The following is a 25,965-nucleotide window of genomic DNA, read 5'->3' as shown; positions in this document are numbered from 1 at the left end:
TTATGGAGACGAAGCACTACAAAATAAATATATACTGCGTACGCCAGCTTGCGGATATCAATCAGTTCCTGATGAAGAAATCGATACTAGGGTTTTTAAAGTTACGGGGGATCGAATTATATGATACCAATGAGGGACGATGGGCTGCCAGATCGGAATACGGTTCTTTGGAGATCGATCATTCAAAGCTTTTTGATACTGAGGATAGCTCGGTTGAATTGTTTATCAATTCTTCCTATTTTGAGAATCCTTACACGCCTTCAGTATACCTGCTTGAAGATTTTTTTAAGTTGAACTTCAGGGAATTTTATTATATCGAAACACTTACTGATGAAGAGATCCTGCATGTAGCTGACAGCGGCCGTGAGCTAAACCCCGTGGACATTATAAACCTGTTGCAACATCATGAGGACGTCACTGTTGCCGAACATGTCGTTTTACACAAGCCTGCCCCATCGGAACAGGAAATGTTCATTTATATTGGCTATAAAAGGGATTTTAAAGGTATAAACGATTTTTGGCTTTCGTCAAGGCCTGCCCTGATGAGTTTCAGGATGATGGCCAACCTTAATTATTTCAAGGAGATAACCGATCATTATTACGACAGCTCGCAACTTGGCGCCTGCATTCCTGCTAAAAACAAATACAATGGTTACTGTGATTTTCTGAAAACCCTTGACCCGGCCCTGACGAATGATAATTTAGCTGAATGCTATGAAATGCTAAGGGATACCTGCGCAGTATTCGATTTTGAAAATGAATACATCCTCATGGATGTACTAATGTAAAACAATAAACTAATAATCTAACTCCAGAAATGAGGATCCTCGCCATAGATCACGGACTTAAACGCACCGGAATAGCAGTAACCGATGAGATGCAAATGATAGCCTCTGGACTTACCACTATTGAGTCGGCTACGGCTATCGATTTCCTGCGTAATTATTTTGCAAAAGAAAAAGTAGAGCGCGTACTTATTGGCGAGCCAAAACAGATGAACGGCCAGCCATCCGAAAGCGCGCCTATTATCGAAGCTTTTATCGTAAAATTTAAAGAGCAGTTCCCAGATATGCCGCTGGAACAGGTAGACGAGCGCTTCACAAGTAAAATGGCCTTCCAGACGATGATTGACAGTGGCCTTAAAAAGAAGCAGCGTCAGAATAAAGCCCTGATTGATGAAATTTCGGCAACGATCTTATTACAGGATTACCTATCGCGAAAAAAATTCCTGTAATTCCTTCAAATTCGGTAAAAATGGTGCTTTAGGCCTGCAACTGCGTATATTAAGATAATATTTAGACTCTTTGGAGGTAAATTTGCATATTCAAATTTACACAATGTCTGCAATCATACAAAATGAACCCGATGTGGTTCTTATAGGCGCCGGAATCATGAGCGCTACCCTTGGCATGTTCCTGAAAGAGCTGATGCCTGAAATTACAATAAACATTTACGAAAGGCTTGATGTGGCTGCCGCCGAAAGCAGCGATGCGTGGAACAACGCGGGTACAGGCCACTCGGCTTTCTGCGAGCTCAACTATACGCCCGAGCTTCCCGATGGCAGCATCGACACCTCCAAAGCGGTGAAGATCGCCGAATCGTTCGAAGCTTCAAAACAATTCTGGGCACATCTGGTCGAAAGAGGCCTGATCTCAAATCCCGAAGAATTTGTAAAAAGTATTCCGCACATGAGTTTTGTGTGGGGCGCAGAGAACGTGGCCTACCTGAAAAAACGCTATGATGCGCTTCAAAAATTCCCGCTTTTCCAGGGGATGGAATATACCGAAGACCCCGCAGTGATCGCCGAATGGGCGCCGCTAATCATGGAAGGCCGTGAAGGCAATGAGCCTGTGGCTGCCACGCGCATGAAGATAGGCACCGATGTGAACTTTGGCGAACTGACCCGAGATATGTTCGTTTGGCTCGAAAAGCAGGAAGGCATAAACCTGTTTTTTGAGCACGAAGTGAAAGGTATCCGCCGTTCGGCAAAAGCACCCAAATGGAAGCTTAAGATAAAAGACCTGCAAACCGGTGAAAAGACAAGGCCTTATGCCAAATTCGTCTTTATCGGCGCGGGAGGCGGCTCACTGCACCTTCTCGAAAAAGCCAATATCCCGGAAGGCGAAGGTTTTGGCGGCTTTCCTGTGAGCGGGCAATGGCTAAAATGCAACAACCCGGAGGTGATAGCAAAACACAATGCGAAAGTATATGGCAAAGCTTCGGTAGGTGCGCCGCCAATGTCGGTGCCGCATATCGATACCCGTATGATCAACGGGAAGAAAGAATTGTTGTTCGGACCCTATGCGGGCTTTAGCACTAAATTTCTGAAGAACGGTTCATACTTCGACCTGCCGCTTTCAATACAATTCAATAATATAGGTCCGATGCTTTCTGCTGGTTTCCATAATATCCCGCTGACGAAATACCTCATTGAACAGGTTACCCAAAGCCGCGAAGACCGCCTTGAAGCCCTGAAAGAATACCTTCCTGAAGCAAAGATGGAAGACTGGGAACTGGAAACGGCAGGGCAGCGCGTGCAGGTGATCAAGAAAGATGAAAAAGAAGGCGGCAAGCTGGAATTCGGTACCGAGGTCATCAACAGCGCCGATGGCTCACTGGCCGTATTACTAGGTGCTTCCCCGGGAGCATCAACAGCGGTTTCTATCATGCTCGATGTTATTGAGCGCTGCTTCCCGGAGCAGATGCAAAGCGCTGAATGGCAGGATAAGCTTCGTGAGATGATCCCGTCCCACGGGCAGTCCCTTAATGAGAACCCGCAAATCCTTAAAGCCATGCGGGAACATACGAGTGAAGTGCTGGGGTTGGTGAATTAGTAGTTTTCAGTCGCAGTCACAGTTTTCAGTCGTGTAGCGCTAATTCCGTGTCATTTCGACCGCAGCGCAGCGGAGTGGAGAAATCTCAAAATTCAAATTTCATCATTGAGAAATTTCCACTCCGGATTGAAGGCGGTAATGAGTGCATCCTTTTTCTTCCGGCTCCATTTTTTTAGCTGTGTTTCCCTATCAATTGCGATATCAACATCCTGGTAATGTTCCCAATACACAAGGTTATAGCATTTATATTTTGTTGTAAAAGCCTTGCAAAATGCTTCAGGATGTTGATGATAGTATAATCGTTCCTTCATATTGTTTGTAAAGCCAATATAAAGGACTGTTTTTATTTTGTTTGTAAGGATATAGACGTAGTAATTGTGTGTTCCAAGTGTCTTATACATCGTAAGGTATTTATTTCAAATATATGTTTTTTCTGAGATTTCTCCACTCCGTTACACTGCGGTCGAAATGACACGGATGCACGTTCAGTATAAATAATTAAAGATTTCTCCACTCCGTTGCACTGCGGTCAAAATGACACGGATGCACGTTCAGTATAAATAATTAAAGATTTCTCCACTCCGTTGCACTGCGGTCGAAATGACACGAACATTCGTTTCAAAAGAATAAATAATTAAAGATTTCTCCACTCCGCTGCGCTACGGTCGAAATGACACGGACGCATGTTGCCAAAACGCATCGGACTTCGGACATCCCTGCTTCCAACAAAAACCTACTTCACCAACTCCAATTGCCTGGCCGCTTTCACTATCTTTTCAGATAAGCTGTTCAACCAAACCAATTGCTCTATAACCAAGTGTGCCTCTTCCATTTTTAACCTGAATTCCTCTTCTTCGGTTAAATGTTCTTCACGAAGTTCACGCGCCCGGATGTTTTTGAGTTCTGTAAAGCGCATGGCAAGCTCTTCGTTTTGCGATTGCTGTGCTTCGCCCGCCTGTGTTTCCATGGCAAGCAGGGCAATGGCATGGTCAAGGTTTCGGATGACCGTATTCACGACTACATTGAATGCTTCAGACGCCTTATAGGTCTTGTGTGACTGGATGTACGTGCCCAGTGAAGCCAGCGACGATAGCAATGTATGGTTGAGCACTGCCAACTTGTACACCTGCTGCTGCTGTTTTTGTTTCGACTTAGGTTCCTGTGCCATACGCTGGTAGGACGACATCAGGTTACCCAACTCGATAAAAGCACTCTTACGGGCAAGGCGGTAGGAAGTCGTTACATTGCCTTTATGATTGTAATACACCGATATTTCTTCAAGGTAGTTCCGGTTGGCTTCTATGGATTTTTTGATGAATCCCGGCAGGTTGATAAATTCCCACGTGGGCCACAGGAAATAATTCGCCATAAAAGCGAGCAGCGCACCCACAGCAGTATCTACAATGCGGTACTGGATAACGTCGGCAAAATTCGGGTTCAGCAAGGCATAGACAAACACTACATAAATGGTCACGAATGTTGCACCTATGCGGTAATTGATGGCTGTGAACGCAAAGCCCAATATCATGCATACAATAGCCAATGTACCTATAATGATATTATGGTGCACAACGCTCAGGAAGGCGAAGGCAATCACGCCGCCTGTTACCGTGCCAATAATCCTTTGGAAAGAACGCTGCTTGGTAAGCCCGTAGCCGGGGCGCATGATAACCACAATAGTGAGCAGTATCCAGTACACGTTTTCCAGTTCAAAGATGATTCCGATGATAAACCCAATGGCAACCGTAAGCGTGAGCCGCAGCGAATGCCTGAATATGGTTGACGAAAAGCTAAGGTTCTCGCGCAGTGTATGCCATGGATAATACTCCGGCGCAAGGAATTTTTCAAGGTCTTTATCGCGCCCTTTCAGGTCTTTGAAGTCAATTTTATTGGTAAAGGCACGCTCAATGATCTTGATGCGCTCTAACTGCTTTTCGGCATAATGCAGCATGTTCGACAGCATCCACACCCCTTCGGAGGCAGCTTCTTTGCCAAGCAGGGCTTCATAATCAGTAATGGCTTGTTCGAGCGCTTCCACATCCCGGAGCAGTTGGTGCTTTGGCAGATACTTTTTGCGGTTAAAAATGCTTTTCGATATCCTTTTTAATGTCGATGCCAAGTTGTAAGCAAGATTTTGGTAAGTGTCCAAAACCTGAGGGTGCGCGCTGAATTTCTGGTGCAGCTTGCTGTGGTCGAACGAGGTGGACAGCGCCAGTTCGAGTATTTCCATTAACGATATGAATACCAAGAGCATTTTCCGGCTTCGGTTAGAGTGCCCGGCATTGCTCCGGTTACGAAGGAGTATTTCCCTCAGGTTTTCGTGGGTGGTGTTTATCTCGACCTGCAGGTGCAGCTGTTTCTCTACAATGGCAGCCCTGTCGGCATCTGCGTTCCAGAGGTCACCGCGCAGCTTCATGTATTTTGAGGTTAGCTTCATACACTCTGCTACCTCCAACTCGGTATAACGGTGCGGGCTGAGGTAGTTGAATGTTACCGATATAAAGGTATAGAACAGTCCCCCGGCAAGTACCAGTCCTACATAGGTAACGATATCCCACCCTGTATGAATGTGCCCGGAACCCAGCGCCAGCGCAAGCAATCCCGAAAAAGAAACCATCGTGGCGCGCTGCCCGTAGACCGATATCATCGAAAGGAAGAAAACCAGCGCAATCACCACGGGATAGAACAACCACGGCCAGGGATGCAGCGTATTCACAGCCAGCATGCACCCCGCAACGATAACGGAAGCAGTAAGAAGGCCCTTGGTACGGTGCAACAGGTTGCTCGGGATATCGGACGGATAGGTAAGGAATGCGCCTATGGCAATGGTAAAACCCGTCTCGAAATGCCCGAACTGAGCGAGGATAAGTACAGGCAGCACGGCAGCGACCGTTACGATAACGGCTTTGGTAAAATTGGTGCTGTCAGCAAACTGCCTTATCTTTTCGATCATAAAAAAAGGGTATGCCGCAAAGGTACTAAATGCCAAATCATTCTTCGGGAGCATGCGTGAATTCTCACAAAATTTTAGCATTTGGGCAAGGGTTAAAGAGTCAATTTTATTTATTACTTTTGCAGTCCGGAAAAAGGCGTTATGCCTGATTTAAAATACATTTGATATGATATTACCGATTGTAGGATACGGCGACCCTGTGCTCAGAAAAAAAGGAGAGGACATCCCGAAGGATATGCCGAACCTTAAGCAGATCGTTGCTGATATGTATGAGACCATGTATAATGCCTATGGCGTTGGCCTTGCTGCACCACAGGTTGGCCTTGCCATACGCCTGTTCATTGTAGATACCAAGCCATTCAGCGATGACGAGGACCTTCCGAAAGAAGAGCAGGAACAGCTGGCGAATTTCAAAAAAACGTTTATCAACCCGGTAATGCTGAAGGAAGAAGGCGAGGAGTGGGGCTTTAACGAAGGCTGCCTGAGCATTCCTGAAGTTCGTGAGGACGTGTACCGCCATGAAAAGATTACCATAGAATATTACGACGAGGATTTTAACAAGCACACGGATGTGTATGACGGGCTTATTGCCAGGGTGATACAGCACGAATACGATCATATTGAAGGTATTTTGTTTACCGATAAAATATCGTCGCTGAAAAAACGTTTGATACAAAAGAAACTACAGAACATCATGGAAGGCAAGACAAGGCCGGACTATAAAATGAAATTTATCGCCAAAAAAGGCAGGTAATTTTTTGTTTTTAAAACCAAACATTGCATATTTGCCATCCTTAAAAAAAAGAAAAATGAGTGTTGAAAAAATATTAGCTATCTCAGGGAAACCTGGATTATATGAACTAAAGATCCAAACGCGCACAGGTTTTGTGGCAGAATCGCTTATAGACGGCAAGAAAATAACCGTTGGCATGAGGAGCAACGTAAGCCTGCTTTCTGAAATATCGGTATACACGTATGACGGCGAGATAAAGCTTTCAGAGGTATTCCGCGCCATAGCTGAAAAAGAGGATAACGGCCCGGCAATGTCGCATAAAGAAGACAATGCCAAGCTGGAGTCGTATTTCAGGGAAGTGCTTCCTGAATTCGATGAGGACAGGGTTTATGCTTCTGATATCAAAAAGATACTTAACTGGTACAACATGCTCCAGGCAAAAGGCCTTGTTAATAAAGAAGCCCCTGTTGCTGCCGCCCCTGCCGTAGATGAAACCCCTGCTGAAGAGGTAAAGACAGAAGAATAATACATCTTACGTTATATTACTAGTCCTGCTTTTTGCAAACAAGAGGCAGGATTTTTTATTTTCCCTATGAATTGTGTTTGCTACGAATTACACGAATTCCTTAAATTTTTGGAGTACTGGAATTTTGAAATTTGTGTCATTCGTTGTAAAAAATCTTTTTGATTTCCCGTAGGAGTATATTTCGGTAGCTATTCCGTAATTTTGCACAAAATTTTCCACCATGAACACACGCCAGCAACAACTCGATGCCTTTGGCAGGCTGCTCGACATAATGGACGACCTTCGCGAAAAATGCCCGTGGGATAAAAAGCAGACGCTCCAAAGCCTTCGCCATCTTACTATTGAGGAAACCTATGAGCTGGGGGATGCTATCCTCGACAACAACCTTCAGGAGATCAAAAAAGAGCTGGGCGATATACTGCTGCATATTGTTTTTTATGCCAAAATAGGCAGTGAGACGTGCGACTTCGATATTGCCGATGTAGCCAACGAGATTTGCGACAAGCTGATACACCGCCACCCGCATATTTATAGCGATGTGGTTGTGGAAGATGAAGAACAGGTAAAGCAGAACTGGGAAAAGCTAAAGCTGAAGGAAGGCAAGAAGTCGGTTCTGGAAGGTGTACCAAAAAGCCTGCCTGCGCTAGTGAAAGCCAGCCGCATACAGGACAAGGCAAAAGGCGTTGGGTTCGATTGGGAAGAGCCGCACCAGGTATGGGATAAAGTGCAGGAAGAAATTGAGGAATTCCAGGAAGAGGTGAAAAACGGCGATGCGGATAAAATCGAATCGGAATTCGGTGATGTGCTGTTCTCCATGATCAACTATGCGCGTTTCCTAAACATCAACCCTGAGGATGCCTTGGAGCGCACCAATAAAAAATTCATTAAACGGTTTATGTACCTTGAAAGCAAGGCAGGCGAGCTCGGCAAACCGTTAGCCGATATGACCCTTGCAGAAATGGATGTTTTCTGGAACGAAGCAAAAAAATTATAGGAGTTTAGTATTATGATCAGATGTGTTGTTTTGCTGTTATTTTCAGCATTTTCTTTTGGGCAAAAAATGCCCGTTGCCGATTTACAAATTAAGATTGAACCCGGAGCCACCGAAGAGCTGATGTACGGCTTTGCAGATGGTGACAGGATTATTTTTACAATCGAAGCCCAAGGCAGCGCTGTCAGTGAGGTTACTGTGACTGAATATCCTGCTGCGCTGAAGTACAGAGGCCAAAATGTAAAGGAGGAAAAGAAGGAATTTACGGTACAGGGCAATTCGGTATATGTTTTCAGGTTTGGCAATACTACTAAAGGAAAGCGGAACTGCAATGTAACGATACAGCGCGTACCGAAAAGATCGGAAGATAAGAACTTTAATACGGCCGTAAAGTGGATAAAAGTACAGGATACTGTCTGGAATTCACTTACTAAAGATGTGGTGGCCGGCTATGATACGCTTCAGGTACAAAAGACAAGGCGGGTAGTCGCTTTTGAAAAGAAATATGAAGAAATGGTGTTTGATAAAAGCCAGCGTGTGAATGCTAAGACAAGCTTTGGCGATACAAAAGCATCAGTAAACTTTTCGCTTCCGGTAAATACGGTTACAAAAGATGAGACCAAAAAGGTTGTGGCCTGGGCCTATTGGATTGGCGTGGGCAAGGAGAGCAATGAATTTTGGAACCAGAACCGTAAAGTGATCGCGGGCGCGGTACAGGGCGTGGCAACTTATTTTACAACACCGCTGGGTGGCATTGCGGCCGGGGCGATAACCAATCTTATGCTGCCCGTGAATGGTGAAGATGTTGAGTATGCCCTGGTGAACGAGCAGAACAACAAATTGTTCCTGCAAGGCAAGCCATATAAATCTTTCGATAGCGGAAAGGGGATAGCAGGCTATAAGCGAATTACAGAAAACGACAAGCTGCAGGGAAAATTCGTCATTGCACTTGCCAATGATAATATTGTACAGGCCCTTGATGTCAATGTAAAAGTATCAGCGATCATTGAGCATATCAAATATAAAGACGAAAAATATATGGATAAGTCGGTTACGCCGCGGTACGAAAAAAAGATCGTGCGGGAACCGTCCATCGTCACCAGGGAGATACCTGTTCCTTACGGTAAATAACAAAGCCAATTTATTTTGTGAAAATAGTGAGCCCTTTCCTTCAGGAATGGGCTTTTTTATTTTTTTAAAACGGCTTTTTATAGGTTTTGTTGAATGATTATTAATTTATATCTCAATTTTATGCGATATCCTGATTATTCTATAATGTTCTTTTGTTTTTGAATGCTATTCCGCAAAAGGTGAATGTATTTGTTAAATTACTGAGTATTAGTTACCTTGATAACAAAAATTACTATCAATTCAACCAATTAAAAACCTACTTGCATGAAAAAAAAATTACTTCAATCCTTTACTGTGTTTGCGGCGCTTTTATCGCTAAGTACGATAAAGGCACAAACCTATGAACAGCTTTTGGTAACATCAGGCTTTAACCAGGATGTAATAGCCAACGGTGCGGGTCCGGCCCTGAATTCCTCTACAATTGGTATCGATAATGGCAACATTTGCTTTATGGCTACCGATTTCCAGCCTGGCTCGATAACGCCGCCTGCCTATGCGATCCCGGCAACGGGGCTTATAACATCAAATGTAACCAGCGGGCTTACCTTCCAGCTTGGGCCATTATCCGGTAACAACTCATTGCGCCTTCCTGAACAAAATGATACAGGTACCCTGGTGTTCTCTAATGGTGTACCTGCATCAAGACTATATTTGCTGGCTACAACGGGCAGCGGATCGTCTACCATAAGTGCGACCATACATTTTACCGATTCTTCTACGCAGCTGGTATCGGGCGGGGTAATACCTGACTGGTTTTTCAGTAATGCGCTTCCTGTAGCGATTTCAGGCATTGGCCGTGTTTACAGAAATACCAATGTCATTGAAAACCCTTCTGGAGACCCAAGGATTTATCAATATACCATGGAAATATTGCCTGAAAACCAGTTAAAGACCATAGCCAGCATAGAATTTACAAAAATATCATCTGCTGAAGGAGCACTGAATATATTTGCGGTTACTGCGGAAGAAACGGGTACTTGTCCGTCTCCGGGAGGCCTTAGCGCTGTAGCTACGGCTGATGCTGCGGTATTATCATGGTCTCCGGCTATTGTAGTACCTGCCGGCGGATATGACTATTATTATTCAACAAGCAGTACGCCGCCTACGGATGCTACCGTGCCATCAGGAAATGTCGGCTCAGCTATAACTACCGCAAACCTTTCCAGCCTTACTACAGGCATACCTTATTTTGCATGGGTGAGGTCGAATTGTAGTACTACCGATAAAGGCCCATGGGTAATGGTAACATTTACGCCCGGACAGCTTTCGGGAACCGGCCCGTCAGAGATACCAACACTCTTTGCTGACGATGACCCGACGGTAGATACAACCACTGATTGCCCTGGAACGCTGACTGTAAATGTTCCTGCGGGATACCAAATCGCTTCAGTGGCGACGTCCTATACTATGACAACCGCATCCAACGGATGGAAATCAGAGCAGCGCTCACTTTTGGTTTGTACGACAACCAATACTTCTGAAGATGCTGTATCTACAGGTACCGGCAACAGTGGCGGAACACAGGCATACAGCCGTACGGGTCTTACTTTTGCCAATGGTGCTACAGGCGCTGTACAATTTGAGCTAAGGGCGTGGAGAATGTATGGAGGCTCGGATTGTAATACCACCTGGAACCGTGTAGACCCTAACTGGACGGTAACTGTTACCTATTCAGCTCTTAACTGTACAACTCCTGCCGATCCTGTCGCTACGTCACAGCAGGTTTGCCCGGGGTCAACAATAGCAGCCCTGCAGGTTACAGGGGCTTCAAACGCAACTTTTAAATGGTATAGCGCTGCCACTGGCGGAACTGCCCTTGCGGCTACAACACCATTATCAGCTGCAACATATTATGTATCCCAGATGGTGGGTGGCTGTGAGAGCAATAGGGTACCGGTAGCGGTAACTTTCACAACGGTTGCAGCACCTACAGCAAGCGCTCAAAGCTTCTGTCCGGGTACTACAGTTGCCAGCCTGGTAGCTACAGGTGGTACTGGTGCCGAATTTAACTGGTACACTACAGCCTCAGGAGGTACAGAACTGGTCCCTGCTGCTATTTTACTACAAGGAACGTATTATGTTTCGCAAACCATGAATGGTTGCGAAAGTACGAGGATACCGGTAGCGGTAACGATCACCACGGTTGCGGTTCCAACTGCAAGCGCCCAGACACTATGCCCGGGCTCTACAGTAGCTAACCTTACTGCTACGGGAACTGCAAGTGCAGAGATCAATTGGTATACTACTGCTTCAGGTGGAACCGAGCTTGTTTCGACCGCTGTAGTGGCTACAGGAACATATTATGTTTCTCAAACAGTAGGAAGCTGCGAAAGCACAAGGGTTGCTGTAGCAGTAACGGTAGCTGCGCCTTCGCTTCCGATGGCGGCCAACCAGAATTTCTGCCCTGACTCCGGTGCAATGGTTAGTGACTTAACTGTTACAGGATCTGCATCTGCAACTTTCAACTGGTATACCGATGCAACAGGTGGTACTGCACTGGCAGGAACTACACTGCTGGCGCCCGGAACGTATTACGTATCGCAGACGGTAGGTAATTGCGAAAGTGCAAGGGAGGATGTTGTCGTGACATTTAATGCAGCTCCGCTTCCCGATATCGAGGCCACCCAGACAGGATGTTATGGTATCACTGTAGCCGATGCTACAGAGGGTAATGATAACTACCATATTTACAATACAGCTACCGGCGGGGCTCCGCTTGCGGGATCGGTAGTTTTACAAACGGGTACATACTATGTGTCGCAAACTGTAGCGGCATGCGAGAGCGCAAGGGTCGAAGTAGCCGTAACTATAATAGAGCTGGATGAGCCTGCAATAGCTGCCGGACAGGAATTCTGTTCAGGCGCTACACTTGCCGATATTGAGGCAGATTACATGGAAGGTGCAGACCTGCAATGGTACGAAGGAGAAGGTGGCGAAATGCTGCCGGGATCTACACTACTTGTAGACGGTGCAACTTATTATGCTACACAGGTGCACGACGAATGTGAAAGCGGTACATCCGAAGTTACAGTAACTGTTCACCCAACTCCTGAGCTTCCGGGCGGAATGGATTTCCAGGATTTTACAGCAGGCGAAACTATTGCAGACCTGGAAATTACAACGGAATCAGGGGCTACCGTAACATGGTACATGATGAATGATGCTTTTGAGCTTGTGGAAGTAGGAACTGATACCCCACTTGAAGACGGGACTGTTTATTACGTAACACAATCCGTTGGCAATTGCGAAAGTATGTCCCTGTCAATAGAAGCCAACGAATTGCTTGCAACTGCATCCTTCGGGCTTAAAAACCTGATGGTGTACCCTAATCCTGCCAATGATATTTTGAATATTTCCAACGATGGCATCATCAGCCGTATAACTATTACAAACCTTTTAGGCCAAAAAGTTATGGATATTGACGGTAACAGCAATGACCTGAAAGTAAATGTTTCAGCGCTGGCACAGGGAAGCTACATACTACAGGTATACTCCGGTAATGGTTCGGCTTCTGTGAAAATTGCGAAGCAGTAAGAGTACTTAAATATATATTTACGTTGCGATTGTCACTTCGAGCGCAGTCGAGAAGTAAGAATAATAAAAAATGCCGCATTGATCGTAAGACACTGCGGCTTTTTTATATTTGGGCGTGTCCCGCCACGGCGGGACGGGCTTTCCGCTCTATCCCTCCGCAAGCGGGGATGCCGCTGCAATTCCTCACGCGAGCGCCACTTTGGCCAGTGTTCTGGGGTGTATATATAGAGTTTATTAAATGTTTTCAATTAGGCCAAGAGTTTGCTCAGGAATCCGTGTAAATCCGCCGAAATTCGCGTCATCCGCGTTCTTATTTATCGGGTATTTATATAAGTATTTATAACTCCATATAATTGCAAAAAGTAAAAACCCCGGCTTTACAGGCCGGGGTTTATTATTATTCGCTCTTCATGCTTCGTATCTGCTTAAGCTTGTCTTTCCAGGTCTTGAGCTCATCCTTGTGGCGCTCAATGTTCTTGCGGACTTCTTTTACGAATGGATTATCGCCTTTTGCATTAGAGAAGAACTGGATGTTGTTTTCCAACTGGAATATCTCCGCCTGGATCTCATCAATCTTGCGCATGATGAACAGCTGCTCATTTTCCAGCCTGCGGGTATCGTCGCCCTCAGCCATCTGCTCAAGGCGGTTGTTGAATTTCACCATGTCCGTCTCTTTTTTAGAGAGGCTCAGCTTGTCAAATAACGCATCAAGTATCTTGTTGAATTTGCCTTCGATGTGCCTTCTTGCCTGAGGAACACGGCCAAAGCCTTTCCAGTTCTCAATATGCTTTTTGATGGCATCAAGATCGGTTTTATGGTCACCTGTAAGCTCAAAATCCTTTATACTGTCCAGGTATTCTTTTTTCTTTTCGAAAGCGTCTATCTCATCTTTGTTGGCCTCGTTGCGGTACGCATGGAGCCTGTCAAAATAATGGTTGCACGCTGCCTTGAAATCCTTCCATACAGTATCAGAATATTTCCTTGGCACATGGCCAATGGTCTTCCATTCGTCCTGTATCTGCTTCATCACCTGTGTAGTGGTATCAAAATCTTCGCTGTCTTTAAGCGAATTTGCCCTTTCCACCAAGGCAAGCTTCCTGTTAAGGTTGTCCTGCTGGTCTTTCTTGATGTCTTTATAGAAGGAGTTTTTCACTGAGTTGAAGTTCCGCACAGCATTTTTGAAAGCTGCCCACGTATCCTCGTTCACTTCGATAGGCACTTTACCTGCTTTAAAGAATTGTTCCCTCAGCGCTTCAATACGGTCTATCTGTCCCTGCCATGCATTATGGGCGGTTATTTTTTCCGCAGCTATAGCATCGATCTGGGCGATAATGTCCTTTTTCTTCGCAAGATTTTCTTCCTCCAGCTCACGGCTTTTGGCAAACAATGCCTCTCGCTTGTCGTGCAGCTGCTTCGTCAGTTCGCTGAAACGGTTCCATATATCCTCGCGGTGGTCGCGCGATACCGGCCCGATCTCTTCTTTCCATATTTTGTGCAACGCCTGCAATTCTCGGAACGCTTTGTTTATGTCTTCCTCTTTTACAAGCTCTTCAACACGGGCTATTATCTTTTGCTTTTGCTCCAGGTTGTGCTTAAAGTCCATGTCGCGAGCCTCCCTGTCAAGGTGCAGGTGGTCGTAAAAACGCTCTATATGGAAGTGGAAGTTATTCCATACGTGGTTGTACTTATCACGTGGTATAGGCCCTGCATTTTTCCAGCGCTCACGCAGTTCGGTCACATGCTTCAGCGCATCTTTCATGCTTTCGCCGCCATCGGCAAGGTTTTTAAGCTCCTCGATTATTGCAAGCCTGTTTTCCAGGTTGCCCTTCAGGTCACCCTGCACTTTTTTGAAATGGCTGTTCTTTTTGTCCCTGTACTGGTTGTAGAGGGTGTCAAACTTATTCTTTAGCGGAAAATGGTATTCAAAGTCGGTAGTGTCGCCATTGTTTTCATGGCTGTACTCGTCTTTTTTCTCTTCTATGAAATGATTGTATTTGGCGTAAAAGGCTTTCCTTATCTCCTCTACATGCTCTTTTACCGACATCACTTTTTCAGTGCCTACCAGCTTTTCAAGCTCGTCATGCAGCTGTTCCATGCTCAATGCATCATAATCCTGCATCGGGATGTCGTGCCTTTCGGCCAGTGATTCATCTTCGCCTTCCTCGGCATTGCTTTCCGCAATCGACTCAACGGCCGAAAGCGGTGTATCTTCTGTTTCAATCGCCGGCTCTATGGTCTCGGCAGCGATTTCGTCTATTTTAGTATCATTGGCAACTACCTCCGGGGCATAGCTTTCCCTGTTGGCCTGCGTCACTTCGGCATTGGTTTCCGCAGCTGAAAGCCCCGCACCGCTGTCATCGGTATCTTCTTCCGATGCAGGTTTGGTTTCCTCTGTTGCCGCTTCTGCTGTTACTTCTTCATTTTCAGCTACTTTAGCAGCGTCCAGCAGTTCTTTCGGGGCAAAAGGCAATTGGCCTTCCGTTTCGTGAACTACAGGCATATCGTCGCCATCAGCTGCACCGTCTTCAGGCACAAAGTCTTTGTTTACGGTACCGTTCACTTCGTTCAGTTCCTCTCCATCTGCGCCATGCAGGTTATCATTCTTTTCTTCTAACATTGTATATAATGCTTAAGGGTTTACTACTTTAATGGCGAAAGATAATAAAGCAAGTTTAAAATTCAAAGAAAAACATGAATTTCTGCCCTGATATACAATTATTTTAAAAGAGAAGTAAGATTTTATTAATCAGGAAATGAAGGGTTTATTTCTCGTTCCATATTTTCCATGCCTTTTCGGCCTGGTGTACCAGCATGGCATAACCGTTTTCAGTAACGGCGCCATTAGCCTTTGCCAATCGTAAGAACTTGGTTACCGAAGGGTTATATACCAGATCGAAGGCGATATGTTTATCGGTGAAAAGGCTGTAATCTATCGGTGGGCATTCCTCAACAGCGGGGAATGTCCCGAGTGGCGTTGTGTTAATGATTATTTGATATTCACTGAATATCTCGTTGTCCAGGCTGTCATACGAAAATACGGTATCGGTTTCTTTACGCGAAACAAAATCATATTCGATTTTCAATTTACGTAAGGCATAGGCCACCGCTTTGGCTGCACCGCCCGTCCCCAGTATCAGGGCTTTGGTGTGGTGGGGCTGCAATAAAGGCTGTAATGCTTTTTTGAAGCCATGATGGTCGGTATTATAGCCTTTTAGCGTTCCGTCCTTGGATATTTTTATGGTATTGACCGCCCCAATAACCTTTGCCGTTTTCGACAGCGAATGCAAAAGCGGTATCACTTCCTCTTTATAAGGTATGGTCACATTGAGCCCTTTCAGTTTTTTGGTGTTTTCGATTATGCCGGGCAGCTCGCTGATGTTCTGGATATCGAAATTAACATACGTACAGTTTTCCGTCCCTTTTTTTTCTGCGAACTTCTTATTGAAATAGGTAGCCGAAAATGAGTAATGGATATTGCGCCCAACCAGCCCGTATATTTTTTCTTTGATCTTCATATAGGTTTAGGATATTTTTATTGGTAATGGATAATTAACCCGTACAGGCTTTCCATTTTGGACACCGGGATTCCATTTGGTCTTTATGGTTTTTAAAACCCTAAGCGTTTCTTTTCCTATGCCGTAACCCGGATCTCTTTCTATTTTGATATTAGTCATGTTTCCGTTTTTTTCTATAATAAACGAAACATAAACAATGCATGATGGAGGATAATTCTTTTCAAACGCATCTTTTCTGATATTCTTGTCTAAGTAGGATGCTAAAAAAGTATTCCCACCAGAAAATTCAGGTAGCACTTCTACTTCTGAGAGTTGATAAACTTTATTGTCCTTTTCAAATTGCTCTGGTTCTGCTATGGAAGCATCGATAGGAATATCGTCACCTGATATTCTAATATGATTTTCCTGTGCTTGTGTAAACAACGTAAAGATGAGCGTTGAAATGCTAAAAATTATCTTTTTCATAGTAATAAAAAACCCGGCAAAAGCGCGAGGCCCTGTCGGGTTTTACCTAAACTAAGCGGTTATTTTCTTTTTTTATGTTTTTCTATAGCATCCTGAACCATATCCGAATACCATACCGATGGGAAAAATTCTTCTATCAACGTATGGTTTTTAAAGTTCAGCCTTAAACCATTACTGAGGTGGAATATCCCTTTATCCGGTTCCTGCTGTGTGAAATATAGCCCGGCAAGTCGGTACTCAATCTCATATTCTTCCGGGAAATATTCGCAGGCCTGCAATAACGTAGTGATAGCCGTATCATATTCGCCCAGTGTTATCAGGCTGTCGGTCCAGAAAAGCCAGGTGTCCAGCTGGTAATCGCCAAACTCCACAGCCTTGCGGTAGCCTTCTTCCGATTCCTCATGAAAGCCCAACGCCTTGTTGATGATGGCATAACGCTTCCAGTACAGCTTGTTCTCATTGTCAATACCATTGGCTTTGTTCACATAATACAGCGCTTTCTGGTAATTTTTGCGGCGGATGTAAAAGTCGGTAATGGCGATCCACCCTTTATCCAGAAGCGGGTCTTCATGAACCGTCCTAAGGTAAAATTTCAGTGCCTTTTCATGGTTGCCAAGGCGCTCATAACATTTGCCCACACGCAACAAAGCATACGACGTAGGGTCGTCCAGCTCCATAGTTACATTGTAGCATTCGATAGCATCTTCATAGCGTTTAAGCCTTTCCAGTGTCTTCGCTCTTTCAAGGAATGCACCGAGGAAGCTGTCATCGATAAGCGTAGCATAGTCAAAAGCACGCAATGCACCAGGGTAGTCTTTTATGGCATAATACTGCCTGCCCAGCTGGTGCCACGCCACTTCGCTATACGGGTTCCTGTCGATAAAGCTGTTAAGGAAATCAATAGCCTCAAGGTTCTGGTCAAGAAAATCAAAGCAGTACACCACATTATACAATGCAGAGTGGTCTTCGGTATCTTCTTCAAGGCACTTGATAAAATTATCCCTTGCCAATTCCAGATTGTCCATAAAAAGGTACTCCATCCCGATAAGTGAATATACATCGGCATAGTCATCGGTATATTTAAGGGCTATTTTCAGGAGTTCAACCGCTTTTTCGTGGTCATCCCTTTTGGAATAAATATTGGCTTTCTGTATATATATTTCTTCGTTCGTGGGCTCTATGGCGTATAATTCATTCAGTAAGCGCTCTGCAACTTCGAGCTTATCGTCAAAAACTAAAATCTCTACCTGTACTAATTTTAAGCCTGTTGACCTGGGATGTTGTTCCAGGCCGAGTTTTAAGGCCTTTTTAGCTAAATTGATTTTTCCGGAGTCGAGGTAATGAAGAATAATGTCCTCAAACTCTTCGGAGTCAAAGAAGAATACTTTGTTGGTTTTCAACATAGATTCGAACTTTGATAAGGATAAACTGTGATCTTCTTCTTCGTGACTCAAATTCATAGTCTTTTGTTTAAAATTATCCTTCTTAAAGTTACGAATAGTTACGGTAAAAAGGAATTAATTAAGATATCTTTTGAACAATTTAATTAACACTTAAATAGTGTTTTTTATTGTTCTGCCACTACCTCATTCATAACTTCAATAATAATGCCACATCCTGCTATTATCTCATCATCCGATATGGTGAGGGGAGGGGTTATCCGGATGGCCGTCCCTTCAAACAGCAGCCAGAACAATATCAGCCCTTTTTCCTGGCAGCGCAATATCACTTTATTAGTAATATCGGCGCTTTCGGTCATTGCCGCCAGCATCAGCCCTTCGCCGCGCACCTCTTTAATAAGCGGGTGCACGAGCAGTTTACGGAACAATTTCTCTTTTTCCAAAGCCTGCGCCATAATGTCAGTTTCGGTTATTTCCTGTAATGTAGCCAAACAAGCCGCTGCAATTACCGGATGGCCGCCAAATGTCGTGATGTGTCCAAGCTTCGGATCGTGGCTCAACAGGTCCATCATTTCAGGCGATGCGGTAAAAGCGCCCACGGGCATCCCACCACCCATGCCTTTACCCATAACAATTACGTCGGGAACTACATCATAGTTTTGGAAACCGAACAATTTGCCGGTCCTTCCAAAGCCCGGCTGTATTTCATCGATTATCATTACTGCGCCCACTTCATCGCAGCGCTGCCTTACTTTTTTAAGGAAATCGTTATGCGGCTGTATAAAACCCGCGCCTCCCTGTATGGTCTCCAGGATAATGCCTGCGGTTTTTGTTGTTATCTTTAGTAGATCTTCTTCGTTATTAAAGGTGATAAAGTCCACATCGGGGATCAGCGGCCTGAATATTTGCTTGCGCTCCTCAAAACCCATAACGCTCATCGAGCCCATAGTATTGCCATGATAGGCATTAAAGCAGGAAATGAGCTGGCTTCTCCCGGTTACCCTGCGTGCCAGTTTCAGTGCACCCTCAGTAGCTTCGGTACCCGAATTTACAAGATAAGTCTTGCTCAGTTTTTCAGGCAGGTGTTGTGCCAGCAGGCGGCAGAATTCCGTTGCGGGGTGTTGTGCATATTCGCCGTATACCATTACGTGCGAATATTTGTTAAGCTGGTCTATGATAGCGCCGTTCACCCGTGGGTGCTGATGGCCAAGGCTTGCTGCCGAAACCCCGGCTACAAAGTCGAGGTAAGCATTGCCTTGCGTGTCGTATATATAGGAGCCTTTGGCATGAGAAACTTCCATTCCTAAAGGGTAAGGGGAAGTCTGCGCCTGGTATTTATAAAAATCGTTGATCATTGTTAAAATGCTGCCGTTATTTTTTAGGCTTTTTCTTAGGTGCTGCTTTCGGTTTTTCAGGTTTCGCCGTGGCAGCAGGCTTTATTGTATCTGTCTTTGCGGTATCGGGTTTAGGTGCTGCCGGCTTGGGCGCAGGATGATCTTTGTCGTAATTTACCGTCTGCGGAAGCGGTTCCATAGGGGTATCTTCCTGCTCTTTTTCCTTTTTGCTTTCGGCAACGATCTTATCATTCAATTCCTGTTCTTCGGGAGGGAAAATATCTTCCTTGCTTTTTATGATCTCGTCACCCCGCCAAAGGAAACCTCTGAGTTTCCGCACGTTCTCCGGAAGGTCTTTGTCAGGGTAGGAGTTGCTTTCAATATTGGTATAAGACGTTACTGCCACGATCTCATTATTCTCTATATCAAGATGTATCCTGCTGCTCACGCCTTTGTCAATACCGATAAGCTCATCGTCGTCGTCATACATAAAGTATATCTTTTCGGTGTTCTTTACGAGGTCGACTTCCGATAGCTTGTTGTCCTTAAATTTCCCGTACAGGTTAGCGCCCTTAAGCTGGTTATAGCCGGTACCGAGGGTGTCTTTCTGGATAATGAAGGCGTTATTGAGCACTTTAATAGAATCCAGCTTTTCGGTCTTGCTGTTGGATATCAGGTGTATTACGTCGCCGGTGATCTGGTTGAGCCCGTTGAACACAACCGGCCTGCGGATAAGCTGCGTCAGGCCTTTAGCCTCATCCGAATGGATAGAGTCACATTTGCCATTCATGTCTGTTTTGTAGAACCGCGCATTATTATACCCCCTAACGATCCTGCTGCCCTGTTTTCCTGTAATGATCATTTTTTTGGCATGGGTAAATAACGAATCGCCTTCTACCAGCGTTGCCACCAGCGCCCTTTTGGTCAGCATCAGCGAATCCTTTGCCCGGTACACTTCGGCATAATGCCCCGTACCCTTGAATTTGTTGACGGTATCGGTCACGCTCACATTGTTCTTTGCCGTAGCGAATTGCGTGACCTGGTCGTAATACATCTCATCTCCCCTAATGATCTGGGTGTCATATTTTATATAGGAGTTGGTATACAGGTTGGCCTGCTTTTTACGGGTATCGTAGAAGCCCTTTTCAGTATAAACATAATCCTCCTTGCTGGTAATGGTACTTGGCCCAAAAACATAAGAATGCCCGGAATTGGTGTAATAATCCAGATTGTTCGATTTCAGCACATGCTTCGGGTTCGTAAGTGTTACTGCCGTCCTGAACTCGTATTTTTTCTGCCCTACAATATACCGCCCCGATTTGCTTTTAAGCACATTATCCTTGTTCACGATAGTGCCGTACGTATTATAATAGGCCTGTTGGATTGTACGGTCAAGGTTAATCGTATCAGTAGTAAGGGTCATATCTGGCGAGCGCATCACAACATTGCCGGTAGCAAAGGCAAACTTCTTGTCACCATTGTATTCGGCATAGCGGCTGTCCATAAAAAGGGAGTCGCCCTGGTTCAGCTTTACATTACCAAAGAGCTTTATGTAATTCTCGTCTGTAAAATGGTAGGCCTTATTGCAGGTAATCCTCACACCTTCGTGCAGTATCCTTACATTGCCGGTAAGTATCACCGCACCCGGAACCTCATTTTGGTTCATTTCTGTAAAATCAGAATTCTCAATAATGATCTTCTTCTTTTCCTGGGCAAATGAAGCTGTGCCACATAGTGCTATGAGGCTTATGATAAAGAAAAACAGTTTTTTCAATGTCTGAAAGTTTGATGCAAATTTACGCAAATAATATCACAATAGCTGTGCCGCGCTTTATTGTTACGTTAAAACGTAAGAAGGATTTTGATAGTATAACGATCGCCGCTTTACGCAAAAAGACCTGACAGGTTTTTACACTTGTCAGGTCTGATGATCAAAAGATCAATTACATTTATTTCATTATCGTCTGTGTTCTGTCCGGCCCTACCGAAACAACTTTGATAGGCACTTCCAGTTCTTTCTCGATAAACTCAATGTATTCTTTCAGTTCAGCCGGCAGTTCTTCGTAGGTAGTCATTCCTGTGAGGTCGGCTGCCCATCCTTTTTTCTCCACAAAAATAGGGGTTACATTTTCCGGCTCGATGTTGTACGGGAAGTAATCCATTTTCTGCCCTTTGTATTCGTAAGCGGTACAGACTTTCAGCGTGTCGAAGCCCGAAAGTACGTCGCCTTTCATCATGTACAGTTGGGTAACGCCATTTACCTGCACTGCATATTTCAGCGCTACAAGGTCCAGCCATCCGCAGCGCCTTGCACGCCCGGTTACCGACCCGAATTCATTGCCCACACGGGCCATGGTGGCGCCGTCTTCGTCGAAAAGCTCGGTAGGGAAGGGGCCGCTGCCCACGCGGGTAGTATAGGCCTTGAATATACCGAACACATCTTTCACTTTATTCGGTGCAATGCCAAGTCCGGTACAGGCTCCGGCAGCAGTAGTGTTCGATGAAGTTACGAATGGATACGTTCCAAAATCAATGTCAAGAAGCGAACCCTGCGCTCCTTCGGCAAGTATGGTTTTGCCTTCTTTCATGGCATTGTTCAGGTACTGCTCACTATCAATGAAGTTAAGTTTCTTAAGCTCTTCTATGGCAGTGAAGAATTCTGTTTCCAGTTCTTCGAGGTCGTATTCTAAGGAAACGTCATAAAAATCGATCATTGCCTGGTGCTTATCGGCCAGTGTCCGGTAGCGCTCGTTAAAGTCGGCAAGTTCGATATCGCCTACGCGGATACCATTCCTGCCGGTCTTATCCATATACGTAGGGCCGATGCCTTTTAGCGTAGAGCCTATCTTTGCCTTGCCCTTGGATGCTTCCGAAGCGGCATCAAGCAGGCGGTGTGTAGGTAGTATGAGGTGCGCCTTCCTGGAGATTAGCAGCCTTGATTTGATGTCGATGTTGAATTTCTCCAGCCCTTCCAATTCTTTCTGGAAAACCACAGGGTCTATTACCACGCCATTGCCAATGATGTTGATGGAGTTTTTGTGGAATATCCCTGAAGGTATCGTCCTTAACACGTGTTTTATGCCGTCAAACTCCAGCGTGTGCCCTGCGTTAGGGCCGCCCTGGAAACGGGCAATAATATCATATTTGGAAGTAAGCACGTCAACAATTTTTCCTTTGCCTTCGTCACCCCATTGCAATCCAAGCAGCAAGTCTACCGTCATTCTCTTTAGTTGTTAGTTGTTTATTGTAGTTATTGTTATTCCGTAAAAAAATAAAACCAATCCGTTAGGGTTGGTTTGCAGCCGGTGTCGCTTCAGCATCGGTCTTTACATCATTCTCTTCTACAGCAACAGGCACTTTTCTGTGGCCGTAAAGGTATAAAGAATGGTTGTGAATTTCAATGCCAAATATCTCTTCTATCGTTTTTTTGATCGACTGGATGCGCGGGTCGCAAAACTCGATCACCTCTCCTGTATCGGTCATGATAATATGGTCGTGCTGCCTGTCAAAATACGATTTTTCGTAATGGCTCTGGTTCTGCCCAAACTGGTGCCTGCGCACAAGGCCGCAATCCAACAGCAGCTCTATCGTGTTGTACAGCGTTGCGCGGCTTACACGGTAGTTCTTGTTCTTCATTTTTATATAAAGCGACTCTATATCGAAATGTTCCTGGCTGTTGTATATTTCCTGGAGGATGGCATAGCGCTCAGGGGTTTTCCTGTGGCCTTTATCCTCAAGGAATTTTGTGAAGACATTTTTTACAATGTCCTGGTTTTTATTATTTTCCATGATGGTAGTATCAGTCAGGCAAAGATAATCTAATTTTCGGGAAGTGGAAAGTTTCTCTGGAAATAGCTATTCAGGCTTAAAAATTACCTTCTGTTGGGCATCATTACGCGAGAGTACTGCTTTTTCTTTCGTTAACGAATGGATATGCCAGATGTTAGTGCCTCTTCTGTCTTTCGTAGTGATCTCTTTTTTAGCAGGGTCTAACGTCCACGTACCGTTGAGCTCTGACACAAAATCGAAGGTATAGGTTTTATCCTCCCTGAAGGTAAGTGACGTGCCTTCCAGCATTTCCCTCATTTCAGCATTTTCGGCTTCACTTTTGTCATTTATAACATCGCTGAAAACCCATTTTTTACTGAGGTTCTTTTCATTAATTTCAATTTCCTGACAAATAGTTTGCTGAGAAACCAGCACAAGGAGTAATAAAAGCAGTTTTTTCATTTCTAATTATTATAAATCCGTGTCACTTTATCAATGCCGTCTATCTTTTTGATATTCTCCATCAGCTTTTTCAATATGGTATTATTTTGTACCACAACGGTAAGCTGTCCGTTAAAAATACCCGCGTTACCGCTAAGGGAGATGCTCTGTATGTTGACGTGCATATTGTTGGATATTACCTTAGTAAGCTCATTGGTAAGGCCCAGCGAGTCCATACCGGTGATTTTGAGGGTAGCCTTAAATTCTTCCTGCGAGGAGTCAATCCACTTGGCCTGGATGATGCGGTAGGCATAGTTGCTCTGCAGCCTGATGGCATTAGGGCAGTCCTTTTTGTGCACCTTGATGCCTTCATTTATGGTCACGAACCCAAACACATCATCTCCCGGAATTGGGTTGCAGCAGTTGGATAGCTTATAATCAAGCTTATCTTCATTTTTCCCGAAAACCAGGAGGTCGTAATTGCGGCTGATCTCTTCTTTATGCAGCTGCTCCGGCGGAAGGTTTGGCGTGCGCTTGATCTTCCCCTTAAAGAAGTTCATGAACGTGTTGCTCTTCAGAGCTGCAAAATCTTTGAGCTGCTGGTTCTCTATGGTACCTACGCCCACACGATAAAACAGGTCGAGGCTGGTTTTCAGCTTAAAGTAATTTACCAGTTCGTTCACTGTGGCTTCATTGAGCGTGATCTTAAGGTGGCGCAGTTTCCGCGTAAGCAGTTCTTTGCCATCTTCAGCTATCTTTTTGGTGCTTTCATTAAGCACGTTCTTTATCTTGTTCTTTGCCCGGGCGGTAGTCACATAATCCAGCCAGTGCGGGTTGGGCTTTTGGTTTTGAGAGGTGATCACTTCTACCTGGTCGCCGCTATTCAGGATGTGGTTCAGCGGTACCAGCTTGCCGTTCACCCTGGTTCCCCGTGTGCGAATACCTATCTCCGAGTGGATGCTGAAGGCAAAGTCCAGCGAGGTGGCGCCTTTCGGCAGCGATTTTATCTCGCCTTTCGGCGTAAACACATAGATCTCCTTCGCGTAAAGGTTCAGCTTAAAGTCCTCCACAAAGTCAACAGCATTAGACGATGAATTCTCCAGAGCTTCTTTCAGCAGGTTGAGCCATGTTTCGAGGCCATGCTCTTCGGTATCGCCACCCTGTTTGTATTTGTAGTGGGCTGCGTATCCTTTCTCGGCTACTTCGTCCATGCGCTCGCTTCGTACCTGTATCTCTACCCAACGGCCTTTTGGGCCCATAACGGTAATATGCAGCGCTTCATACCCTGTCGATTTTGGCGAAGATATCCAGTCCCGCAGCCTGCTTGGGCTCGGGCGGTAATGGTCGGTCACGATAGAATAGATTTTCCATGCCAGGAATTTTTCTTCATGCGGACTGGATTTATAGATGATGCGCAAAGCAAATTTATCATACACTTCATCAAAGGTAACGCCCTGAGCCAGCATTTTCCGTCGGATGGAATAGATCGATTTCGGCCTGCCTTTGATGGTATATTCTATCCCTTCGGCATCCAGCGATGCCTTCAAAATATCCGAAATTGCCTTGATATAAGCGTCCTGCTCTTCCTTTGTTTCCTTTATTTTGCTTACAATGTCATTGTAAACGGCGGGTTCGGTATATTTCAGGCCGAGGTCTTCCAGCTGTGTTTTTATGTTATAAAGCCCCAGGCGGTGTGCCAGCGGAGCATAGATGTACAAGGTTTCCGATGCTATCTTGGCCTGCTTATAATCAGCCATCGAGCCCATCGTCTGCATGTTGTGCAGCCTGTCGGCTATCTTGATGAGGATCACACGCACATCGTCATTAAGCGTCAGGAGCATTTTACGGAAGTTTTCCGCCTGCATCGATATTTCCTGGTCGGTCTTAACCTGTGCTATTTTGGTAAGCCCCTCCACGATCTTCGCGATTTTGGGGTTGAACATCCTTTCGATATCCTCAACCGTGATATCGGTATCTTCCACCACATCATGAAGCAGGGCAGAGGCAATAGAGGTAGCTCCCAAACCAATCTCCGAAGCTACGATTTTGGCAACGGCAATAGGGTGGAAGATGTAGGCCTCACCCGATTTCCTTCGCTGGTCTTTGTGCGCATCAACGGCAACGTCAAACGCCTTGCGTATCAGTTTTTTATCGTCTTCCGAAAGTGTCTGGTAACTGATGCGGAGCAGTTCCTTATATTCTTTGGCAATCGCCTTGTTTTCCTGTTCTATATCAACTTCAGTCATAGTATCGTTTCAATATCACTAAAAGTAAGGAAAAGTTTTATGATTTGCAACAGGCGAATGTTATATTGTTAAATAACTGAAATAAAAAAACAGG

At 45.1% G+C, this 25,965-nt stretch carries 20 protein-coding genes; 8 read left to right on the top strand and 12 right to left on the bottom strand.

Features of this window, described 5'->3' with window-relative positions; translation table 11 throughout:
• The first annotated feature begins 2 nt into the window (after nt 1-2).
• The 3 genes from HYN59_RS17465 to HYN59_RS17455 all read left to right on the top strand — a co-directional run bounded on the left by HYN59_RS17465 (nt 3) and on the right by HYN59_RS17455 (nt 2,834).
• Nucleotides 3-788: a hypothetical protein gene (locus tag HYN59_RS17465; RefSeq protein ID WP_146185982.1), complete on the top strand. Its 786-nt coding sequence runs from the start codon at nt 3-5 to the stop codon at nt 786-788.
• A 29-nt stretch (nt 789-817) separates the two neighbouring features.
• Nucleotides 818-1,234, top strand: a complete 417-nt coding sequence (ruvX, locus tag HYN59_RS17460; protein ID WP_108779510.1) for a Holliday junction resolvase RuvX — start codon at nt 818-820, stop codon at nt 1,232-1,234.
• Between the two features lie 103 nt (nt 1,235-1,337).
• Nucleotides 1,338-2,834 (top strand): malate:quinone oxidoreductase, encoded by a 1,497-nt coding sequence (locus HYN59_RS17455; protein ID WP_108779509.1) that lies wholly within the window; start codon nt 1,338-1,340, stop codon nt 2,832-2,834.
• A gap of 92 nt (nt 2,835-2,926) precedes the next feature.
• Here the strand turns inward: HYN59_RS17455 and HYN59_RS17450 are convergent, their stop codons facing one another.
• Both HYN59_RS17450 and HYN59_RS17445 read right to left on the bottom strand, forming a co-directional pair.
• On the bottom strand, nt 2,927-3,235 hold the full coding sequence (locus HYN59_RS17450) for a GIY-YIG nuclease family protein (protein ID WP_108779508.1): 309 nt from the start codon (nt 3,233-3,235) through the stop codon (nt 2,927-2,929).
• Nucleotides 3,236-3,567: 332 nt separating this feature from the next.
• Nucleotides 3,568-5,787: an FUSC family protein gene (locus tag HYN59_RS17445; protein ID WP_108779788.1), complete on the bottom strand. Its 2,220-nt coding sequence runs from the start codon at nt 5,785-5,787 to the stop codon at nt 3,568-3,570.
• 166 nt (nt 5,788-5,953) lie between these two features.
• Between HYN59_RS17445 and def the strand changes: the two genes are divergently transcribed.
• From def to HYN59_RS17420, 5 genes are all read left to right on the top strand, one after another.
• Nucleotides 5,954-6,541, top strand: coding sequence for a peptide deformylase (def, locus tag HYN59_RS17440; RefSeq protein ID WP_108779507.1), 588 nt, complete (start codon nt 5,954-5,956; stop codon nt 6,539-6,541).
• Nucleotides 6,542-6,596: 55 nt separating this feature from the next.
• Complete coding sequence (locus HYN59_RS17435; RefSeq protein WP_108779506.1) at nt 6,597-7,046, top strand: DUF5606 family protein; 450 nt, start codon at nt 6,597-6,599, stop codon at nt 7,044-7,046.
• Between the two features lie 220 nt (nt 7,047-7,266).
• Nucleotides 7,267-8,040: a nucleoside triphosphate pyrophosphohydrolase gene (gene mazG, locus HYN59_RS17430; protein WP_108779505.1), complete on the top strand. Its 774-nt coding sequence runs from the start codon at nt 7,267-7,269 to the stop codon at nt 8,038-8,040.
• Between the two features lie 66 nt (nt 8,041-8,106).
• Nucleotides 8,107-9,168 (top strand): hypothetical protein, encoded by a 1,062-nt coding sequence (locus HYN59_RS17425; RefSeq protein ID WP_108779504.1) that lies wholly within the window; start codon nt 8,107-8,109, stop codon nt 9,166-9,168.
• Between the two features lie 264 nt (nt 9,169-9,432).
• Nucleotides 9,433-12,702, top strand: a complete 3,270-nt coding sequence (locus tag HYN59_RS17420) for a T9SS type A sorting domain-containing protein (protein WP_108779503.1) — start codon at nt 9,433-9,435, stop codon at nt 12,700-12,702.
• A 397-nt stretch (nt 12,703-13,099) separates the two neighbouring features.
• Here HYN59_RS17420 and HYN59_RS17415 read toward each other — a convergent pair whose 3' ends face one another.
• The 10 genes from HYN59_RS17415 to HYN59_RS17370 form a co-directional block, all read right to left on the bottom strand.
• On the bottom strand, nt 13,100-15,319 hold the full coding sequence (locus HYN59_RS17415) for a DUF349 domain-containing protein (RefSeq protein WP_108779502.1): 2,220 nt from the start codon (nt 15,317-15,319) through the stop codon (nt 13,100-13,102).
• A 145-nt stretch (nt 15,320-15,464) separates the two neighbouring features.
• Entirely contained in the window at nt 15,465-16,217 is a 753-nt protein-coding gene (locus HYN59_RS17410; protein ID WP_108779501.1) for a shikimate dehydrogenase family protein, read from the bottom strand.
• Between the two features lie 6 nt (nt 16,218-16,223).
• Complete coding sequence (locus HYN59_RS17405; RefSeq protein ID WP_108779500.1) at nt 16,224-16,682, bottom strand: energy transducer TonB; 459 nt, start codon at nt 16,680-16,682, stop codon at nt 16,224-16,226.
• A 59-nt stretch (nt 16,683-16,741) separates the two neighbouring features.
• Nucleotides 16,742-18,142 (bottom strand): tetratricopeptide repeat protein, encoded by a 1,401-nt coding sequence (locus tag HYN59_RS17400; protein WP_108779499.1) that lies wholly within the window; start codon nt 18,140-18,142, stop codon nt 16,742-16,744.
• Between the two features lie 107 nt (nt 18,143-18,249).
• A complete protein-coding gene (locus tag HYN59_RS17395) occupies nt 18,250-19,437 on the bottom strand; it encodes an aspartate aminotransferase family protein (protein WP_108779498.1) in 1,188 nt (395 codons plus the stop codon).
• 16 nt (nt 19,438-19,453) lie between these two features.
• Nucleotides 19,454-21,190 (bottom strand): OstA-like protein, encoded by a 1,737-nt coding sequence (locus HYN59_RS17390; protein ID WP_108779497.1) that lies wholly within the window; start codon nt 21,188-21,190, stop codon nt 19,454-19,456.
• A 175-nt stretch (nt 21,191-21,365) separates the two neighbouring features.
• Entirely contained in the window at nt 21,366-22,637 is a 1,272-nt protein-coding gene (locus HYN59_RS17385) for an adenylosuccinate synthase (RefSeq protein ID WP_108779496.1), read from the bottom strand.
• 64 nt (nt 22,638-22,701) lie between these two features.
• Nucleotides 22,702-23,205, bottom strand: coding sequence for a Fur family transcriptional regulator (locus tag HYN59_RS17380; RefSeq protein ID WP_108779495.1), 504 nt, complete (start codon nt 23,203-23,205; stop codon nt 22,702-22,704).
• 66 nt (nt 23,206-23,271) lie between these two features.
• Entirely contained in the window at nt 23,272-23,646 is a 375-nt protein-coding gene (locus tag HYN59_RS17375; protein ID WP_108779494.1) for a hypothetical protein, read from the bottom strand.
• Nucleotides 23,647-23,648: 2 nt separating this feature from the next.
• Nucleotides 23,649-25,871 (bottom strand): RelA/SpoT family protein, encoded by a 2,223-nt coding sequence (locus HYN59_RS17370; protein ID WP_108779493.1) that lies wholly within the window; start codon nt 25,869-25,871, stop codon nt 23,649-23,651.
• Between the last annotated feature and the right edge of the window lie 94 nt (nt 25,872-25,965).

It is taken from the genome of Flavobacterium album, from assembly GCF_003096035.1.
Classification (GTDB): Bacteria; Bacteroidota; Bacteroidia; order Flavobacteriales; family Flavobacteriaceae; genus Flavobacterium; species Flavobacterium album.
The sequence above is the reverse complement of the archived record's forward strand: the minus strand, read 5'-3'. Positions and strand labels throughout refer to the sequence as shown.